We start from the raw sequence: 16,879 nt of genomic DNA on the forward strand, positions 1-16,879 counted from the left end.
CCTAAACCCCATTCACCAGCCGGCAAGGGTCGGCTTCCCAGCGGTAGCCCACGCCGTATACCGAGCGGATAAAGGATTTCTCCCCGTCGATCAGCTCCAGCTTGCGCCGCAGATTTTTGATGTGGCTGTCGATGGTGCGGTCGGTGACTACCCGATAGTCGTCATACAGGTTGTTCAGCAGCTGTTCGCGCGAAAACACGTTGCCCGGTTGGCTGGCCAGGGTTTTCAGCAGGCGGAACTCCGCCGGCGTCAGATCCAGCAGCTGCCCCTGATAACTGGCCTGGAAACGCGGTTCATCGATGTGCAGCAGATCATCTTCCCGCGCATTATCCTGCGGCCGATAGCTGCGGCGCAGGATGGTTTTCACCCGCGCCACTACCTCGCGCGGGCTGTAGGGTTTGCAGATGTAATCGTCGGCGCCGATCTCCAGCCCCAGCAGGCGGTCGATCTCTTCGATTTTCGCCGTCACCATCACGATCGGCACGTCGCTGAAGCGGCGCAGCTCGCGGCATACCGTCAGGCCGTCGGCGCCCGGCAGCATCAGATCGAGTAAAATCAGCGCCGGCGGATGTTGATGCACGGTCGGCACCACCTCACTGCCGTTGGTCAGCCAGCGGGTGGCGTAACCCGCCGCCTGCAGATAATCCACCAGCAACTGACCCAGCTTGGGCTCATCTTCAACAATCATGATCTGCATAGGTTGATTCTGAATGTCCATCAGGGCGCCTTATTTTTTATCGGGGTAGCAAATTCTACTGTAATGCGCACGCCGCCTAAAGGCGAATGCTCGGCGCGGATTTTTCCATCGTGCGCCTCCACAATGTTGTGGCAGATCGCCAGACCCAAGCCGGAACCGCCGCTGGCGCGGTTGCGTGAGCCTTCCGCCCGGTAGAAACGTTCGAAAATGCGCGTCAGTTGCTGATCGCTGATGCCCGGCGCGCTGTCCTGCCAGTAGAGGAAGAGCCGCCCCGGCTGTAGCTCGGCGCTGATTTCCAACCGGCCGCCGGCGTCGGTGTAGCGCAGGCTGTTTTCCAGCAGGTTATTGAACAACTGGTTCAGGCGATCGGGATCGCCGAACAGCGGCGCCTGGGGCGGCAGATGCGTGACGATTTCCAGCCCTTTGGCGCGGAAGCGTTCGCGGAAGGCGGCGACGGCAACCTGCAGCAGATGCACGCAGTCTACCGACGACTTGCGATAGGCCAACGCGCCGAGATCGGAAAGCGAAAGCTGGTGCAGGTCATCGACCAGTTTGGTCAGGGTGGACACCTCGGCCTGCAGCGAGCTGAGCGACGCCGGCGTCGGCTGGCGCACGCCGTCCTGCAGCGCCTCCAGCTCGCCGCGCAGCACCGCCAGCGGCGTGCGCAGCTCATGCGACACGTCGGCCATAAAGGCGCGGCGCATCTGCTCATTTTTCTCCAGTGAGGTGGCTAACTGGTTGAAGTCGTGCGCCAGCCTGCCCAGCTCATCCTGGCTGCTGACCGTCACGCGGGTGGTGAAGTCGCCCGCCGCCAGGCGATGAGTGCCCGCCACCAGGCGCTTGACTGGCGCCAGCATGCCGCGCGACAGCAGCCAGGTCACCGCCGCCGCCAGCAAGGTGGAGAGCGCGACGATAATCCAGCTGGTGCGCCGCTGCTGGCGATCGAAGTTGATATCGGTGTTGCGCGTCAGGCGTTCGACCGGGGTAGTGATCACCCAGCCGACGATGGTGTTGTTATAGCGGATCGGGTGGCGCGGCCCCTCTTTCGGCACCGGCCCGGAGTGGCCCACCAGCCGGTTGAACTGGCTGTCCACCACCCAAAACTGGGTGCGCCAGCCCTTGGGCGGCAGGTTGTGGCTGCTGTCGCTGTTCTGTTCGAACGAACGCATGATCTGGTAGATAACCTGATCGTTGTTGCGCAGGAATATCCAGTTGCCGTGGCGGCTGTATTGCTCCTCCAGCGCTTCGCTCAGCATGTTGATGCGCTGCTCGTTGCTGTGCTTGATGTAATCGATAAAGCCGCGTTCAAAGCTGACGCGCACCCCCCAATGCATGGTGATCAACACCAGCATGCAGGTAGCGAAAATGGCCAGGAACAGTTTCCCGGTAATGCCTATCTTCATTGCAACCTCGTTGAGCCGGTACCCGGCTCTTTGGTCAGCGTGCGGTTGGGCGCGCTATCGGCCGGCACGCGCGCGAAGGCCAGCGCGGGCAGGGCGATAATCAACGCCATACAGCAGTAGCTGTAGATAAATGCGCTGTGGATGGCCGGGCTGTCGGCCACCACCTGGTGATGGGCGAAGCTGCCGATCAAGATGCCGGCGACGCTGACGCCAAGGCTCATCGACAGCTGCATGACCATCGACAACAGGCTGTTGCCGCTGCTGGCCAGCCGGTCCGGCAGGTCTTTCAGCGTCAGGGTGTTCATCGCCGAGAAGCGCAGCGAGTTGACCATCCCCTGGAAGAACAGCACCACCGGCAGCAGCCACAGCCAGCCGAGCATCGCCGCCAGCAGGAAACTCAGGCTGACCAGCGCCAGCAGCAGCGTGGCCGCCACCAGCACGTTGCGATAGCCGAAGCGGTTGACCACCTGCACCACGATGCGCTTCATGCCCATGCTGCCGATGATCATCGGGATCATCATCAGCCCGGCGTGGAACGGCGTGAAGCCCATGCCCACCTGCAGGAACAGCGGCGTCATGAACGGCAGCATGCCGCTGCCGATGCGCCCCAACAGGCTGGCCAGCAACCCGATCTTGTAGGTCGGGGTGCGCAGCAGCCGCAGCGAGAACAGGGCGCGGCTATTGCCGTAGGCATGCCAAACATACCCCAACAGCGCCGCTGCGCCCAGCGCCACCAGGCCGGCGATGGCGGCGTCGGACAGCCCCATGCCCTTGTGGCCATCGAGCGCCAGCGTCAGCGACGCCATGCCGATCGCCAGCAGGATAAAGCCGCTGAGGTCGAAACGCCGGGTTTGCATTTGGTAGTTGGGCATCAGCAGCAGCGTGGCGATGGCGCCCACGATACCTACCGGAATATTGATCAGGAAAATCCAGTGCCAGCTGGCGTACTGCACCAGAAAGCCGCCCAGCGCCGGCCCCATCAGCGGGCCGATCTGGCCCGGCAGCGTCACGAAGGTCATCGCCGCCATGTACTGCTCGCGCGGTACGATCTTCATCACCGTCAGGCGGCCGACCGGCACCATCATTGCGCCGCCGACGCCCTGAATCACGCGCGAGGCGATCAGTTCGTTCAGGGTTTCCGAGCGGGCGCAGAGGATGGAGCCGAGGGTAAACAGCACGATGGCGCTGAAAAACACCCGCTGTACGCCGACCTTGTCCGCCAGCCAGCCGCTGGCCGGCAGCGTCACCGCCACCGTCAGCACATAGGAGACGATCACCGACTGCATGCGCAGCGGGTTCTCCCCCAGGCTGGCGGCCATCGAGGGCAGGGCGGTGTTGACGATAGTGGTATCCAGCGTCTGCATAAAGAAGCCGAACGCCACTATCCAGAGTTGCCAGCGTACCGTGGCGGTGTGTTTCATCAGCATCGGTCGGCCATTAGTGCGGCAGCGGGGCCAGTTGCTTGTTACGGCGGAACTTCGCCTGCAGTCGGTCGAAGTAAAGATAGACCACCGGCGTGGTGTACAGCGTCAGCAGCTGGCTCATCACCAGGCCGCCGGCGATGGTGATGCCGAGCGGCTGGCGCAGCTCCGCGCCGTCACCGCTGGCCAGCACCAGCGGCAGCGCGCCGAACAGTGCCGCCAGCGTCGTCATCATGATCGGCCGGAAACGCAGCAGGCTGGCCTGGAAAATCGCCTCGCGGGCGCTGATGCCGCCGTTGCGCTGCGCCTCGAGCGCGAAGTCGACCATCATGATGGCGTTTTTCTTCACGATGCCGATCAGCAGCATGATGCCGATCAGCGCGATCAGGCTGAACGGCGCGCTGAACAGTTCGAGCGCCAGCAGCGCCCCCACGCCCGCGGAAGGCAGCGTGGAGAGGATGGTCAGCGGGTGGATATAGCTCTCGTACAGCACGCCGAGCACGATATACACCGTGGCGATCGCCGCCAGGATCAGGATCACCTGCGATTTCAGGGTGTCCTGGAACACCTGGGCGGTGCCGGCGAAGGCGCCGCGCACCGTGGGCGGCACGCCGAGCTGGGTCATGGCGCGGGTGACGGCGTCGGTGGCGTCGCCCAGGCTGGCTCCGAGCGGCAGGTTGAAGGAGATGGTGGAGGCGGCGGACAGCCCCTGGTGGTTGACCGCCAGCGGCGTGTTGGCCGGCTGCCAGTGCGCGAAGTAGGAGAGCGGTATCGCCTTGCCTTCGCTGTTGATGATGAACATTTTGTCCAGCGAACTCACGTCCTGGGTGTAGGGCGGCGCCACTTCCATCACCACCTTGTATTGGTTGAGCGGTTGATAGATGGTGGAGATCTGCCGCTGGCCGAAGGCGTTGTTCAACAGGTTGTTGGCGTCCGACACCGAAATGCCGAGGCGGGACATGGTGTCGCGGTCGTAAATCAGATCCATCTCCGAGCCTTTATCCTGCTGATCCGAGTTGACGTCCGCCAGCTCCGGCAGGGCGGCCAGCGCGGTGCGGATTTTCGGCTCCCAGGTGCGCAGGGCGCTCAAATCGTCCGACAGCAGCGTGTACTGATAGCTGGCGTTGGCCTGCCGGCCGCCGACGCGGATATCCTGCACCGCCATCAGGAACAGGCTGGCGCCGGGCTCTTTCGCCAGCTTGGCGCGCAGGCGGGCGATCACCTGCTGCGCGCTCTCTTTGCGTTCGGACAGCGGTTTAAGCGCGATGAACATCGAACCGCTGTTGGTGCGCGAACCGCCGGTGAAGCCGGTGACGTTATCCACCGCCGGATCGTCGCGCACGATGGTCATAAAGTCCTGCAGTTTTTGGCGCATCGCCTGGAACGAGATACTCTGATCGGCCTGAATGGAGCCCATCAGACGGCCGGTATCCTGCTCCGGGAAGAACGTTTTCGGGATGCTGATGTACAGCCAGACGTTGAGCGCCACCGTCGCCAGCAGGATCGCCAGCACCCAGCGAGCGTGGTCGAGCACCCAGTGCAGCGAGCGGCCGTAGCCCTGCTGCAGTTTCATCAACAGCTTGCCGAAGCCGCGCACGCGCTGCTGCGCGCGTTCAGGCTGCGGGCGCAGCAGGTAGGCGCACATCATCGGCGTCAGCGTCAGCGAGATGATCAGCGACAGCCCGATCGACACCGACAGGGTGACGGCGAACTCGCGGAACAAACGCCCCGGCAGCCCCTCCATCAGCAGCAGAGGAATGAACACTGCTACCAGCGACATGCTCATCGAAAGCACGGTAAAGCCGACCTCGCGTATCCCCTGCAGCGCCGCCTGCAGCGGTTTGATGCCGGCCTCCACGTGGCGGGAAATGTTTTCCAGCACCACGATGGCGTCGTCCACCACAAAGCCGGTGGCGATGGTCAGCGCCATCAGCGACAGGTTGTTGAGGCTGAAACCGCACAGGTACATGGCGGCGAAGGTGCCGATCAGCGACACCGGCACGGCGACGGCGGGGATCAGCGTAGCGCGGCCGGAACGCAGGAAGGCGAACACCACCAGGATCACCAGCGCGATGGCGATGACCAGCGACTGCTCCACTTCCGCCAGCGAAGCGCGAATGGTCGGCGAGCGATCCTGCGCGATGTTCAGTTTGATCGAGGCCGGAATGCTGGCCTGCAGGTCGGGCAGCTCGGCGCGGATGCGATCGACGGTGGCGATGATGTTGGCGTCCGGCGAACGGCTGACCACCAGCAGGATCGCCGGTTGGGCGTTGGTCATCCCGGCGTTGCGCACGTCCTGCACCGAGTCGATGACGTTGGCGACGTCGCTCAGCCGGACGGCGGAACCGTTGTTGTAATGCACGATCAGCGGCTTGTAGCCTTCGGCCTTTTTGATCTGATCGTTGCTCTGGATCTGCCAGCGCTTGTCCTGGCTTTCGGTCGAGCCGAGCGGCGTGCGCAGGTTAGCGTTGCTGATAGCCTGGCGCACGCTGTCCAGCGACACGCCCTGGTTAAACAGCGCGGAAGGATTCAGCTCCACCCGCACCGCCGGCAGCGAACTGCCGCCGACGGTGACGTCGCCGACGCCCTCGGTCTGGGCGATCTTCTGCGCCAGCTGGGTGGAGGCGAAGTCGTAAAGCTGGCCCTGGCTGTAGGTGTCGGAAGTGAGCGTCAGGATCATGATCGGCGCGTCCGACGGGTTCATCTGCCGATAGGTTGGGCGGCTCGGCATGCCGGAAGGCAGCAGGCTTTGCGCGGCGTTGATCGCCGCCTGCACGTCGCGCGCGGCACCGTTGATGTCGCGGCTGAGATCGAACTGCAGGATCACCCGGGTGCTGCCGAGCGAGCTCATCGAGGTCATTTCGTTGACCCCAGCGATGCGGCTGAGCGCGCGCTCCAGCGGGGTGGCGACCGAGGTCGCCATGGTTTCCGGATCGGCGCCCGGCAGGGTGGCGGTGACGGAGATCACCGGGTAATCCACCTGCGGCAGCGGCGCGACGGGCAGCAGGCTGAAGCCCAGCGCGCCGGCCAGCGCGATCGCCAGCGTCAACAGGGTGGTGGCCACCGGCCGGAAGATAAACAGCGAGAAGAATTTCACGGTGTCTCCCGCGCTTCTTCTTTGGCGTGGGTATTGCGCGCCAGTTTATCGAACAGCAGGTAGATCACCGGGGTGGTGAACAGCGTCAGGATCTGGCTCATGATCAGGCCGCCGACCATACAGATGCCGAGCGGCCGGCGCAGCTCCGCGCCGACGCCGGTGCTGAGCATCAGCGGCAGCGCGCCGAGCAGGGCGGCCAGCGTGGTCATCAGAATCGGCCGGAAGCGCAGCAGGCAGGCCTGATAGATGGCGTCATAGGGCTTCATACCCTGCTCGCGTTCGGCGGCCAGGGCGAAGTCGATCATCATGATGGCGTTTTTCTTCACGATGCCGATCAGCAGGATGATGCCGATGATGGCGATCACGTCCAGCTCGCTGCCCGCCAGCATCAGCGCCAGCAGCGCGCCGACCCCGGCGGTCGGCAGGGTGGAGAGAATGGTGACCGGATGGATGAAGCTTTCATACAGCACGCCGAGCACGATATACATCGCCACCACCGCCGCCAGGATCAGCCACAGCGTGCTGCCGAGCGCGGCCTGGAAGGCCAGGGTAGCACCCTGGAACTTGGTGGTGATGTCTTTCGGCATCGCCAGGTTTTTCTCGACCTGGGTGATGGCGTTGACCGCTTCTTCCAGCGAGTAGCCCTCCGCCACGTTGAAGGAGACGGTGGTCGCCGGGAACTGATCGAGGTGATTGATCGCCAGCGGCCCGTTGCGCTGCTCGATTTTGGCGATGGTATTGAGCGGCACCACGGCGCCGCTGCTGCTGGTGAGACGGATATCGTTCAGCGCCGCCAGCCCTGGCGTCGCCTGCACGTCATGTTCCAGCACCACGCGATACTGGTTGGCCTGGGTGTAGATGGTGGAGATCAGGCGCTGGCCGAAGGCGTTGTACAGCGCGCTGTCCACGTCGCTCATCTGGATGCCGAGGCGCGAAGCCGAGTCGCGATCGACGTTGATGTAAGCTTCCAGCCCCTGATCCTGCCAGTCGCTGCTAACGTCCTGCAGTTCGGGGGTTTGCCGCAGTTCATCGACCAGTTGCGGCACCCATTGGCTGAGCTGCTCGAGGGACATCGCCTGCAGGGTGAACTGGTACTGCGTGCGGCTGACCTGGGTATCGATGGTCAGATCCTGCACCGGCTGCAGATAGAGTTTCAGGCCGGGCAGCGCCGCCGCTTTTTCCTGCATTCGATCGATGATGGTTTGCAGGCTGTCGCTGCGTTCGCTCAGCGGTTTCAGGTTGATCTGCAGCCGGCCGCTGTTGAGCGCGGCGTTGGTGCCGTCGACGCCGATAAACGAGGTCAGGCTCTCCACCGCCGGATCCTCCAACACCTGGGCGGCGACCTGTTGTTGCAGCACCGCCATTTTGCTGAACGACACCGACTGCGGCGCTTCCAGCGTGCCCTGGATCAGGCCGTTGTCCTGAATCGGGAAGAAGCCTTTGGGGATGAACAGGTAGAGCAGCACGGTGATGGCCAGGGTGCTCAACGCTACGCACAGCGTCAGCCACTGGTGGGCGAGCACCACTTTCAGCCAGCGGCCGTAGCCGGCGATCACGCGCTCGAAGAAGCGTTCTGAGGCGGCGGAGAAACGGTTTTGCTTGCGCAGCGACTCATGGTTCAACAGGCGGGCGCACATCATCGGCGTCAGCGTCAGCGACACCACGGCGGAGATCAGAATCGCCACCGCCAGCGTCACGGCGAACTCGCGGAACAGGCGGCCAACGATGTCGCCCATGAACAGCAGCGGGATCAGCACCGCCACCAGCGAGAAGGTCAGCGAGATGATGGTGAAGCCGATTTCGCCGGCTCCCTTCAGTGCGGCGTCGAGCGGTTTTTCGCCTTTCTCGATGTAGCGTGAGATGTTCTCGATCACCACGATGGCGTCGTCCACCACAAAGCCGGTGGCGATGGTCAGCGCCATCAGCGTCAGGTTGTTGATCGAGAAACCGAGGAAGTACATGGCGGCGAAGGTGCCAACCAGCGACAGCGGCACCGCCACGCTGGGGATAATGGTTGCCGGCACGTTGCGCAGGAACACGTAGATCACCATCACCACCAGCGCGATCGCCAGCAGCAGCTCGAACTGCACGTCGCTGACCGAGGCACGAATAGTGGTGGTGCGGTCGGTCAACACCTTGACGTCGACCGACTTGGGCAGGCTTTTAATCAGCGTCGGCAGCATCTCACGGATGCTGTCGGCGGTAGTGATGACGTTGACGCCGGGTTGGCGTTGGATGTTCAGCACGATCGCCGGCTGCTTGTTAGCCCAGGCCGCGAGCCGGGTGTTTTCCGCCCCTTGCTCGACGGTGGCGATGTCCTGCAGGCGGATCGGCGCGCCGTTTTTATAGGCGACGATCAGCCGCCGGTACTCATCGGCGGACTTCATCTGATCGTTGGCGGACAGGGTAACCGAACGGGTCGGGCCGTCCAGGCTGCCTTTGGCGGAGTTGACGTTGGCGGCCGTGATGGCGGTGCGCACGGTTTCGCTGTCGAGCCCGTTGGCCGCCATCGCCGGCGCATTGAGTTTTACGCGCACCGCCGGGCGCTGGCCGCCGGAAAGGGTGACCAGGCCGACGCCGGTCACCTGGGAGATTTTCTGCGCCACGCGGGTTTCCACCATGTCTTCCACCTGCGTCATCGGCAGGGCGGTAGAGGTGACGGCCAGCGTCAGGATCGGTGGATCGGCGGGGTTAACCTTGCTGTAGATTGGCGGGTAGGGCAAATCGGTCGGCAGCAGGTTGGTGGCGGAGTTGATCGCCGCCTGCACTTCCTGCTCGGCGATATCCAGCGACAGCGCCAGTTGGAACTGCAGGGTGATCACCGAGGCGCCGCCGGAGTTTTGCGACAGCATCTGCTTGAGGCCGGACATCTGGCCGAACTGGCGCTCCAACGGCGCGGTGATGGCGGAGGTCACCACGTCCGGGCTGGCGCCGGGGTACAGCGTCACCACCTGAATGGTCGGGTAGTCTACTTCCGGCAGGGCGGACACCGGCAGCGCGCGGTAGCCGATAATCCCCGCCAGCAGGATCGCCACCATCAGCAGCGTGGTGGCGACCGGGCGCAGAATAAACAGGCGGGACGGGCCGCCGCCGGGGTTCGGCGTCATCACCTGCATCAGGCTTTCTCCCGCTTGGCGTGCGGCGCGGCGTTGCCGTCGGCCGCTTTGGTTTGCGGCGTCACCACCTCAACCTTCATCCCCTCCGTCAGTTGATCGATGCCGTCGGTTACCACGCGCTGCCCGGCGTTCAGGCCGCTGGCGATCACCACGTTTTGGCTGTCTTCAATGCCGACGGTGACCAGGCGTTTGCTGACTTTATTCTCGTCGTCCATCGTCCAGACGAAGTTGCCTTCGTTGCCCATCTGCACGGCGGCGGTCGGCACCACGATGGCGTTTTGCAGCGTGGCGACCTTCAGCCGCGCATTGACGAACTGGTTGGGGAACAGCGCATCGTCCTGGTTGGCGTACTGCGCCTTCAGCTTGATGGTGCCGGTGGTGGTGTCTATCTGGTTATCCAGACTCAGCAGGTTGCCCTGCGCCAGCAGGGTCTTGTTGGTGCGCCCCCAGGCCTCGACGCTGACCGGCCCGGCTTTCTGCGCTTTCATGATGTCGCTGATGTTGCTTTCCGGCAGGGTGAACACCACCTCGATCGGGTGCGTCTGCGTGATCACCACGATGGCCGTAGAACCGCTGGTGATGTAGTTGCCCATATCGACCTGCTTGAGGCCTACGCGGCCGGAGATTGGGGCGATGATTTTGCTGTAGGTCAGCTGCAGCTGCGCGCTGTCCACCGCGCCCTGATCGGCCTTGATCGATCCTTCGGTCTGCTGCACCAGCGAGACCTGGGTATCCAGTTCCTGGCGGGAAACCAGGTTGGTTTTCACCAGTTGCTGATAGCGCGCCAGATCGCGCCTGGCGTTGGCCAGCGTCGCCTGGTCTTTCGCCAACTGCCCCTGGGCCTGCGTCAGCTGCACCTGGAACGGACGGGGATCGATCTCCGCCAGCAGATCGCCGGCCTTCACCTGCTGCCCTTCGGTGAAGTGCAGGGCCATCAATTGGCCGTCGACCCGGCTGGTGACGGTAACGGTGTTGGCGGCGGTGACAGTGCCCAGCCCGATCAGATAGCTCGGCACCGATTGCTGAGTGGCCGTGGCCACCTGAACCGGCGACAGATTGCCGCGCCGTTTGCCACCGGCAGCCGCTCCTTTGGCTCCACCGGCATGGTGAGCGGCCGTCGGCGTTTCAGCCGCCGGCGGTGCGGCGTTGAAGTGGCGCCAAATCAGTACGGCAGCGATGACCGCGATGGCGGCAACCAGCAGGCGCAGCATCAGGGAACGACGTTGGGGTTTTGCTTTCATGGCGGCGAAAATTCTCTCCAGAGGACAAGCGTGTGCGCACGCATTGCCACAAAAATGACACTCCTTACAGAATACTAGTTTAGCCAGTCAAAGCGGCATAAAAATGAAGGAAATAAGGAGGAACCGTCAGCATTTTCCGAATAAGTTAACGATTGTCGCCTGCTATGTTTATAAGCGTTGGGTTTTTGCTTATAGCCAATGAGTTTTAACGGCTTTTTATTTTTAAAGCTAATAATTAACCAGTAAATCATTCAACTCCATGGAGCCTCTATCATGAGCAAGAAACAACTGGGCCGTTCGGGCATTCATGTGCCGGCGTTGACCTTCGGCGGCAACGTATTCGGCTGGACGGCGGATCAGGCGACCTCTTTCAGCCTGTTGGATGCGCTGGTGGAAAATCAGCTTAACTTTATCGATACCGCCGACGTCTATTCCAGCTGGGCGCCGGGCAATCGGGGCGGTGAATCGGAAACCGTCATCGGCGAATGGTTGAAGAAGAGCGGCAAGCGCGACCAGGTGATCATCGCCACCAAGGTGGGCAAACCGATGGGTGAGGGTAAGCAGGGGCTGTCGCCGCGCTATATTCGGCAGGCGGTGGAAGACTCGCTGCGCCGTCTGCAAACCGATTATATCGACCTTTACCAATCGCACGACGATGACCGCGATACGCCGCTGGAAGAGACGCTGGCGGCGTTCGATGCGCTGATCAAGGCCGGTAAGGTGCGGGCGATCGGCGCTTCCAACTATCAGGCGGATCGTCTGGAAGAAGCGCTGCGGGTGAGCGAAAGCCACGGGCTGGCACGTTATGAAACCCTGCAGCCGGAATATAACCTGTATGCGCGCGAAGGCTATGAGGCCGAGCTGGAGGGCGTGGCGCAGCGCCACGGGCTGGGGGTGATCAACTTCTTTGCGCTGGCCAGCGGCTTCCTGACCGGCAAATACCGCAGTAAAGAGGACGAAGGTAAAAGCCAGCGCGGCGATCGCATTGTCGAGCGCTACCTTAACCCGCGTGGTTTCCGCATTCTGGCGGCGCTGGATCAGGTGGCGAGCAAACACGGCACCTCGCCGGCGCAGGTCTCGTTGGCCTGGCTGATCGCGCGCCCAAGCGTCACCGCGCCGATCGTCAGCGCGACCTCGCTGCAACAGCTGGATGAATTGGTCAGCGCCACCCGCCTGACGCTGGATGCGGAGGATATCCAGGTGCTGAACCTCGCCAGCGCCTGGTAAGGCGCATTACCCGGCGGCGATTTTGCTCTATGCTGAATGGGTCAACATGGCCCATTCAGGAAACCGCAATGACTGGTGATACCATCAACGACCTCGCGACGCTGGAACAGCTGTACGGCAAACCCGGCGCGCCCTCGGTTTTTAAAGAAGTCAGCTATATCCACCCGGCGTACCGTCCATTTATCGAGGCGGCGCCGTTTGCCGCCCTCTCGACGGTTGGGCCGGACGGCATGGATGTCTCCCCGCGCGGCGATCCGGCCGGTTTTATTCATATCGAAGACGAGAATACCCTGCTGCTGCCGGACCGGCGCGGCAATAACCGCATCGATAGCCTGCGCAATATCCTGCACGACAATCGGGTGGCGCTGCTGCTGCTGATCCCCGGCATCGGCGAAACGCTGCGGATTAACGGGCGGGCGGAGATTGTGGTCGCGCCGGCGGTGCTGCAGCGCTTTGCCTACCGCAACCAGCTGCCGCGTTCGGTGCTGCGTATTCGTGTCGAAGCGGTATTTTTCCAGTGCAGTCGGGCGATCCTGCGTTCAGGATTATGGGAAGAGGGCAGCCGCCTCGAACGTTCGGCGTTGCCCAGCCCCGGCCATATTTTGGCCGCGGTCAGCCAAACGCGCTTCGACGGCGAGGAGTATGACAGCGCGTTGCCGCAGCGGCTGAAGGATACGCTGTATTAATCGCCGTGGCGTGCGCGCCATGTTTGCCGGCTTAGCCGGTATAAAACATGCTTCTGTAGCGGATGGCCCGCCGGCAGGCGCGGGTGCAGGAAGGTTTCGCCGTCGAACTGCATGCCGATGCGCGTCATCACCCGGCGCGACGGCTGGTTATCTTCGGCGGTGAAGGACACCACTTCCGGCAGGTGCAGCGTGCCGAAGGCGCACTCCAGCGCGGCGCGCGCCGCTTCAGCGGCGTAGCCGTTGCCCCAGTGGGCCGCCGCCAACCGCCAGCCGATCTCCACGCAGGGGGAGCAAGGCAGATCGTCGCCCGGCACCGCCAGGCCGACAAACCCGATAAAGGATGCGCCGCCTTTCACTTCCACCGCCCATAGCCCCCAGCCCTGTTGTTGCATGGCGGCGCGGAGGCGCTCGGCCTGCGCGCGGCTTTCCTCGGCCGTCATCGTCGCCGGGAAATAGCGCATCACTTGTGGATCGGCATTCAGCGCGGCGAAGGCCGGCAGATCGTCGTCGCGCCAGGGGCGTAGCCGCAGTCTGGCGCTGTCGAGGGTAAGAAGGGGTGACATGATGCATAGCCTCCAATGAACGAGGGCGCGGCGAGTCGCGCCCTTGGGCTGTCAACGGAACAGCGTTTGCGCCCAGCGTGCCAGCCCGGCGGTGACCGAGCCGAAGTCGTTGCCGCCGACGATCGGAATGCCCGGCAGCTGCTGTTGCAGCGCGGCGCGCAGCAGCGGCGAACGCGCGCTGCCGCCGGTCAGGTAGATCACCTGCGGCGCGGTCTGGCTGCTGGCCAACGCGGCGCTGACCTGCTCTTGAATGCGCATCAACGGCTGCGAGATGGCGTCGGCGAGCTGATCCTGGCTGATGCTTTCCGCCAGATCGGCCTGCACGAAGCCGAGCGGCGCGCTGATGGCCGTTTGGCCGGACAACGCTATCTTACTCTCTTCGGCCGCACGCACCAGTCGGTAGCTCAGGCGCTGCTGGTACACTTTCAGCAGGCGTTTGACCTTTTCCGGCTCCGCCGCGTCGAGGATCAGATCGCGCAGCACACGGCCGTTGGCTGCGCTGTAGAAGTCGTTTTGCGCCGGCACGTCGTTGGTCGCCACCGCGTTCCAGTAAGGCAGCGCCGGCAAGGCGATGCCTTTCCCGGTTTCGCCGCCGAGGCCAAACAGCGGCATCAGCTGTTTGAAGGCCAGCATGATGTCCAGATCGTTACCGCCGACCCGGCAGCCGCTGTGGCCCAGCAGGCTTTGTTGGCGATCGGCGCGGTCGCGCCACTGTGGCCCCATCAGCAGCACCGAGCAGTCGGTGGTGCCGCCGCCGATGTCCACCACCAGCACGGTTTGCTCTTCGCTCAGCGTCGCTTCGAAGTCCAATCCCGCCGCCACCGGCTCGAACTGGAATTCAATCTCCTTGAAACCGGCGCGTTCGGCGGCGCGCTGCAAAATGCCCTGCGCCTGCCGGTTGGCCTCTTCGCCGCCGATGCCCTGGAAGTTGATCGGCCGGCCGATCACCGCCTGATCGATGCCGGTTTGCAGCACGTTTTCCGCCTGGCGTTTGATGTGGAACATCATGGCGCACACCAGATCTTCGAACAGCGCGATCTGCTGCGGCTTCAGGCCGTTGGCGCCGAGGAAGGACTTCGGCGAGCGCACGAAGTACACCTCTTCCGGATCTTCCATGTAGTGCGCCAGCGCCTGCAGGCCGAACAGCACGCTGTCGCTGCCGACCGGAATGTCTTCTTCGCGGTTGTAACTGATGGCGCGGCGCAGCAGCTGCTGGTTTTCTTCGCTGCCGGTCGGCACCTGCCAATGGCGGTGCAGGCATTCGCTCACCGCTTCGCGGGTCGGTGCGCACAGCATCGAAGGCAGATACGGCGCGTTGTTCTCCAGCGTCAGCAGCTCGGGGCCGTGGTCGCGCATCACTGCAACGGAACAGTTGGCCGTCCCGTAATCGAATCCAATAAACATCTCTTTTTAGTCCCCATGCCAATGAAGGGGGGCGACTTTACCCGAGACGGGGCCGGCGGGCAATGCGCCGATGCGCGAGTGTCGAAAAATTTAGCGGGCGCGGCGGCGGCATGCTTAACTTAATGTCCGAATTCCGCACGTCAGCGCGTCAGCCGAGTCCCATAATGCAGAAAAAACCGAACCCGAGCGTTGCCATGAATACTCAACAGCAAGCGTTGTACGACGCGCTGCGCGCGCGTGACCGAAAATTCGACGGCCGCTTTTTTGTCGGCGTTTCCTCCACCGGCATTTATTGCCGCCCGGTGTGCAGCGCCCGCACACCGAAGATGGAAAACTGCACCTTTTATCCGAGCGCGGCCGCGGCCGAGCTGGCGGGGTTTCGCCCCTGCCTTAAATGCCGGCCAGAGCTGGCGCCCGGCCTGGCGCTGATCGATCTGGGCAACCGTTATGCGCAGGTGGCGGTACAGCTCATCGAGCAGGGCTATTTGTCCGAGCACAGTTGCGAAGCGCTGGCGGCGCGGCTGGGTATTTCCGATCGCCACCTGCGGCGCATCTTCGCCGAACAGTTTGGCGCTTCGCCGATCGATTACGCCCAGTCGCACCGGCTGCTGCAGGCCAAACGCCTGTTGGCGGATACCGACCTGCCGCTCAGCGAAGTGGCGTTCGCCGCCGGTTTCGGCAGCCTGCGGCGTTTCAATGAGCTGTTCAAGGCGCGCTATCGCCTGATTCCGTCGGCGCTGCGCAGCGGCGGCGCGCGCGGTGAACGGGCCGCCGCCAGCGGGCTGGTGTTTCACCTGGGCTATCGGCCGCCCTATGATTGGGATCGCATGCTGAACTTCTTGCAGGCGCGCGCCGTGCAGGGCGTGGAACGAGTAGCAGGGCGCCGCTATCTGCGCTCGATCGCCGTCAGCCAGGGCGGCACGGAACACCGCGGTTGGGTCAGCGTGCAGCCGGAAGAAGAACGCAACCGGGTCAGGGTCGAGATCGCGCCGGCGCTCAGTTTGGTGACGACAGAGGTGCTGCGCCGCGTGCGCTTGCTGTTCGACCTGGACGCCGCGCCGGACCGCATCAATGAGGCGCTGGGCTCGCTGGCGGCCGATGCGCCGGGGCTGCGTCTGCCGGGCTGCGTGAACAGTTTCGAGCAGGCGGTGCGTGCGGTGTTGGGACAATTGGTCAGCGTGAAAATGGCGGCGACCTTCGCCGGACGAATGGCCGAACGTTGGGGAGAAGCCCTGGACACGCCGCATGAGGGCATCACCCATGTCTTCCCTTCCGCCGAACGGGTGGCACAGCTGCAGCCCGAAGCGCTGCGCCCGCTAGGCGTACAGTTAAAGCGTGCGGCGGCGCTGATCGAGATCGCTCGGGCGTTGGGCGAAGGGCGGTTGCAGCTCGATAACGTGCTGGATATTGAACAGGGGATCAAGGCGTTGACCGCGTTGCCGGGCATCGGCGGCTGGACCGCCAGCTATATCGCGATGCGCGCCTGGTCGTGGCCTGACGTGTTCCTGGCCGGTGACTACCTGATCAAACAGCGTTTCCCCGGCATGACGCCGCGCCAGATTGAACGTTACGCCGAACGCTGGCGCCCGTGGCGTTCTTACGCCACGCTGCATCTGTGGCACAACGACGCATGGGCGCCGGAAGGGGAGCGCTGAAGGCGGGGCTAGCGAGGGGCGTCGATCAGCTGCAGCAGGCGGCTCATGCCTTCACGCATCAGGAACGCCAGCAGCTTTTCCCGCTCGGCCGGCGTCAGGTGGTAGTAATACTCGATCCAGACCCGCACCGGATCCTGGCGTTTGACGTCGTAGTCCGGATGGTCGGCTTCGCGCAAGGCCGACAGGCTGCGCGCGCTGAACGGCAGGCTGTCGATATGGTATTCCAGCGCTTTGCCCTGTACGCCGCTGCGGCGGCGACTGACCCAGCCTTCGCGCCGGGCCATCAGATTGACCCCTTGCGGGGTTGAGGGCAACCCCGCCTTACCCATCAGTTCCCTGGCGGAAAACCATTTCTTTTCCATAGTCCCT

The 16,879-nt window shown here is 63.5% G+C and carries 12 protein-coding genes; 3 read left to right on the forward strand and 9 right to left on the reverse strand.

The window, feature by feature from the left end; genetic code table 11:
* Position 1: 1 nt before the first annotated feature.
* The 6 genes from baeR to GKN89_RS18820 are packed head-to-tail and all read right to left on the reverse strand — an operon-like array spanning position 2 to position 10,975.
* A complete protein-coding gene (gene baeR / locus GKN89_RS18795) occupies positions 2 to 718 on the reverse strand; it encodes a two-component system response regulator BaeR (protein ID WP_019452403.1) in 717 nt (238 codons plus the stop codon).
* Entirely contained in the window at positions 718 to 2,100 is a 1,383-nt protein-coding gene (gene baeS, locus GKN89_RS18800; protein ID WP_019452404.1) for a two-component system sensor histidine kinase BaeS, read from the reverse strand. Before baeS ends, baeR begins: the two co-directional genes overlap by 1 nt.
* On the reverse strand, positions 2,097 to 3,527 hold the full coding sequence (mdtD, locus tag GKN89_RS18805) for a multidrug transporter subunit MdtD (protein ID WP_154747532.1): 1,431 nt from the start codon (positions 3,525 to 3,527) through the stop codon (positions 2,097 to 2,099). The genes baeS and mdtD overlap by 4 nt, the downstream gene beginning before the upstream one ends.
* A 10-nt stretch (positions 3,528 to 3,537) precedes the next feature.
* Complete coding sequence (gene mdtC, locus GKN89_RS18810) at positions 3,538 to 6,618, reverse strand: multidrug efflux RND transporter permease subunit MdtC (protein ID WP_019452406.1); 3,081 nt, start codon at positions 6,616 to 6,618, stop codon at positions 3,538 to 3,540.
* Positions 6,615 to 9,734 carry an MdtB/MuxB family multidrug efflux RND transporter permease subunit gene (locus GKN89_RS18815; protein ID WP_154747533.1) on the reverse strand — a complete coding sequence of 1,040 codons (3,120 nt, stop codon included), beginning with the start codon at positions 9,732 to 9,734 and terminating at the stop codon, positions 6,615 to 6,617. Before GKN89_RS18815 ends, mdtC begins: the two co-directional genes overlap by 4 nt.
* Positions 9,734 to 10,975, reverse strand: coding sequence for an MdtA/MuxA family multidrug efflux RND transporter periplasmic adaptor subunit (locus GKN89_RS18820; RefSeq protein ID WP_154747534.1), 1,242 nt, complete (start codon positions 10,973 to 10,975; stop codon positions 9,734 to 9,736). Before GKN89_RS18820 ends, GKN89_RS18815 begins: the two co-directional genes overlap by 1 nt.
* Positions 10,976 to 11,248: 273 nt before the next feature.
* On the opposite strand from GKN89_RS18820, the gene GKN89_RS18825 reads away from it, so the two are divergent.
* Both GKN89_RS18825 and GKN89_RS18830 read left to right on the forward strand, forming a co-directional pair.
* Entirely contained in the window at positions 11,249 to 12,202 is a 954-nt protein-coding gene (locus GKN89_RS18825; RefSeq protein WP_154747535.1) for an aldo/keto reductase, read from the forward strand.
* 68 nt (positions 12,203 to 12,270) lie between these two features.
* Positions 12,271 to 12,888, forward strand: coding sequence for a pyridoxamine 5'-phosphate oxidase family protein (locus tag GKN89_RS18830; protein WP_154747536.1), 618 nt, complete (start codon positions 12,271 to 12,273; stop codon positions 12,886 to 12,888).
* On the opposite strand, the gene GKN89_RS18835 is transcribed toward GKN89_RS18830, so the two are convergent.
* Both GKN89_RS18835 and yegD read right to left on the reverse strand, forming a co-directional pair.
* Complete coding sequence (locus tag GKN89_RS18835; RefSeq protein ID WP_154747537.1) at positions 12,885 to 13,451, reverse strand: GNAT family N-acetyltransferase; 567 nt, start codon at positions 13,449 to 13,451, stop codon at positions 12,885 to 12,887. The genes GKN89_RS18830 and GKN89_RS18835 overlap by 4 nt on opposite strands.
* A 51-nt stretch (positions 13,452 to 13,502) precedes the next feature.
* The gene (yegD, locus tag GKN89_RS18840) at positions 13,503 to 14,855 is read right to left on the reverse strand and encodes a molecular chaperone (protein WP_019452412.1); all 1,353 of its coding nucleotides are present in this window, start codon (positions 14,853 to 14,855) and stop codon (positions 13,503 to 13,505) included.
* Between the two features lie 164 nt (positions 14,856 to 15,019).
* On the opposite strand from yegD, the gene alkA reads away from it, so the two are divergent.
* The gene (gene alkA, locus GKN89_RS18845) at positions 15,020 to 16,510 is read left to right on the forward strand and encodes a DNA-3-methyladenine glycosylase 2 (RefSeq protein WP_154747538.1); all 1,491 of its coding nucleotides are present in this window, start codon (positions 15,020 to 15,022) and stop codon (positions 16,508 to 16,510) included.
* A gap of 8 nt (positions 16,511 to 16,518) precedes the next feature.
* Here alkA and GKN89_RS18850 read toward each other — a convergent pair whose 3' ends face one another.
* Positions 16,519 to 16,872: a DNA-binding protein gene (locus GKN89_RS18850; RefSeq protein WP_025159567.1), complete on the reverse strand. Its 354-nt coding sequence runs from the start codon at positions 16,870 to 16,872 to the stop codon at positions 16,519 to 16,521.
* Positions 16,873 to 16,879 lie beyond the last annotated feature (7 nt).

The organism is Serratia sp. YC16, assembly GCF_009707615.1.
Lineage (GTDB): Bacteria > Pseudomonadota > Gammaproteobacteria > Enterobacterales > Enterobacteriaceae > Serratia > Serratia surfactantfaciens.

Excerpts from the sequence above, each read along its gene's own strand:
- baeR (WP_019452403.1), bottom strand. The coding sequence starts at position 718 with ATGGACATTCAGAATCAACCTATGCAGATCATGATTGTTGAAGATGAG.
- baeS (WP_019452404.1), bottom strand. The coding sequence starts at position 2,100 with ATGAAGATAGGCATTACCGGGAAACTGTTCCTGGCCATTTTCGCTACC.
- mdtD (WP_154747532.1), bottom strand. The coding sequence starts at position 3,527 with ATGCTGATGAAACACACCGCCACGGTACGCTGGCAACTCTGGATAGTG.
- GKN89_RS18815 (WP_154747533.1), bottom strand. The coding sequence starts at position 9,734 with ATGCAGGTGATGACGCCGAACCCCGGCGGCGGCCCGTCCCGCCTGTTT.
- GKN89_RS18820 (WP_154747534.1), bottom strand. The coding sequence starts at position 10,975 with ATGAAAGCAAAACCCCAACGTCGTTCCCTGATGCTGCGCCTGCTGGTT.
- GKN89_RS18825 (WP_154747535.1), top strand. The coding sequence starts at position 11,249 with ATGAGCAAGAAACAACTGGGCCGTTCGGGCATTCATGTGCCGGCGTTG.
- GKN89_RS18830 (WP_154747536.1), top strand. The coding sequence starts at position 12,271 with ATGACTGGTGATACCATCAACGACCTCGCGACGCTGGAACAGCTGTAC.
- GKN89_RS18835 (WP_154747537.1), bottom strand. The coding sequence starts at position 13,451 with ATGTCACCCCTTCTTACCCTCGACAGCGCCAGACTGCGGCTACGCCCC.
- yegD (WP_019452412.1), bottom strand. The coding sequence starts at position 14,855 with ATGTTTATTGGATTCGATTACGGGACGGCCAACTGTTCCGTTGCAGTG.
- alkA (WP_154747538.1), top strand. The coding sequence starts at position 15,020 with ATGCAGAAAAAACCGAACCCGAGCGTTGCCATGAATACTCAACAGCAA.
- GKN89_RS18850 (WP_025159567.1), bottom strand. The coding sequence starts at position 16,872 with ATGGAAAAGAAATGGTTTTCCGCCAGGGAACTGATGGGTAAGGCGGGG.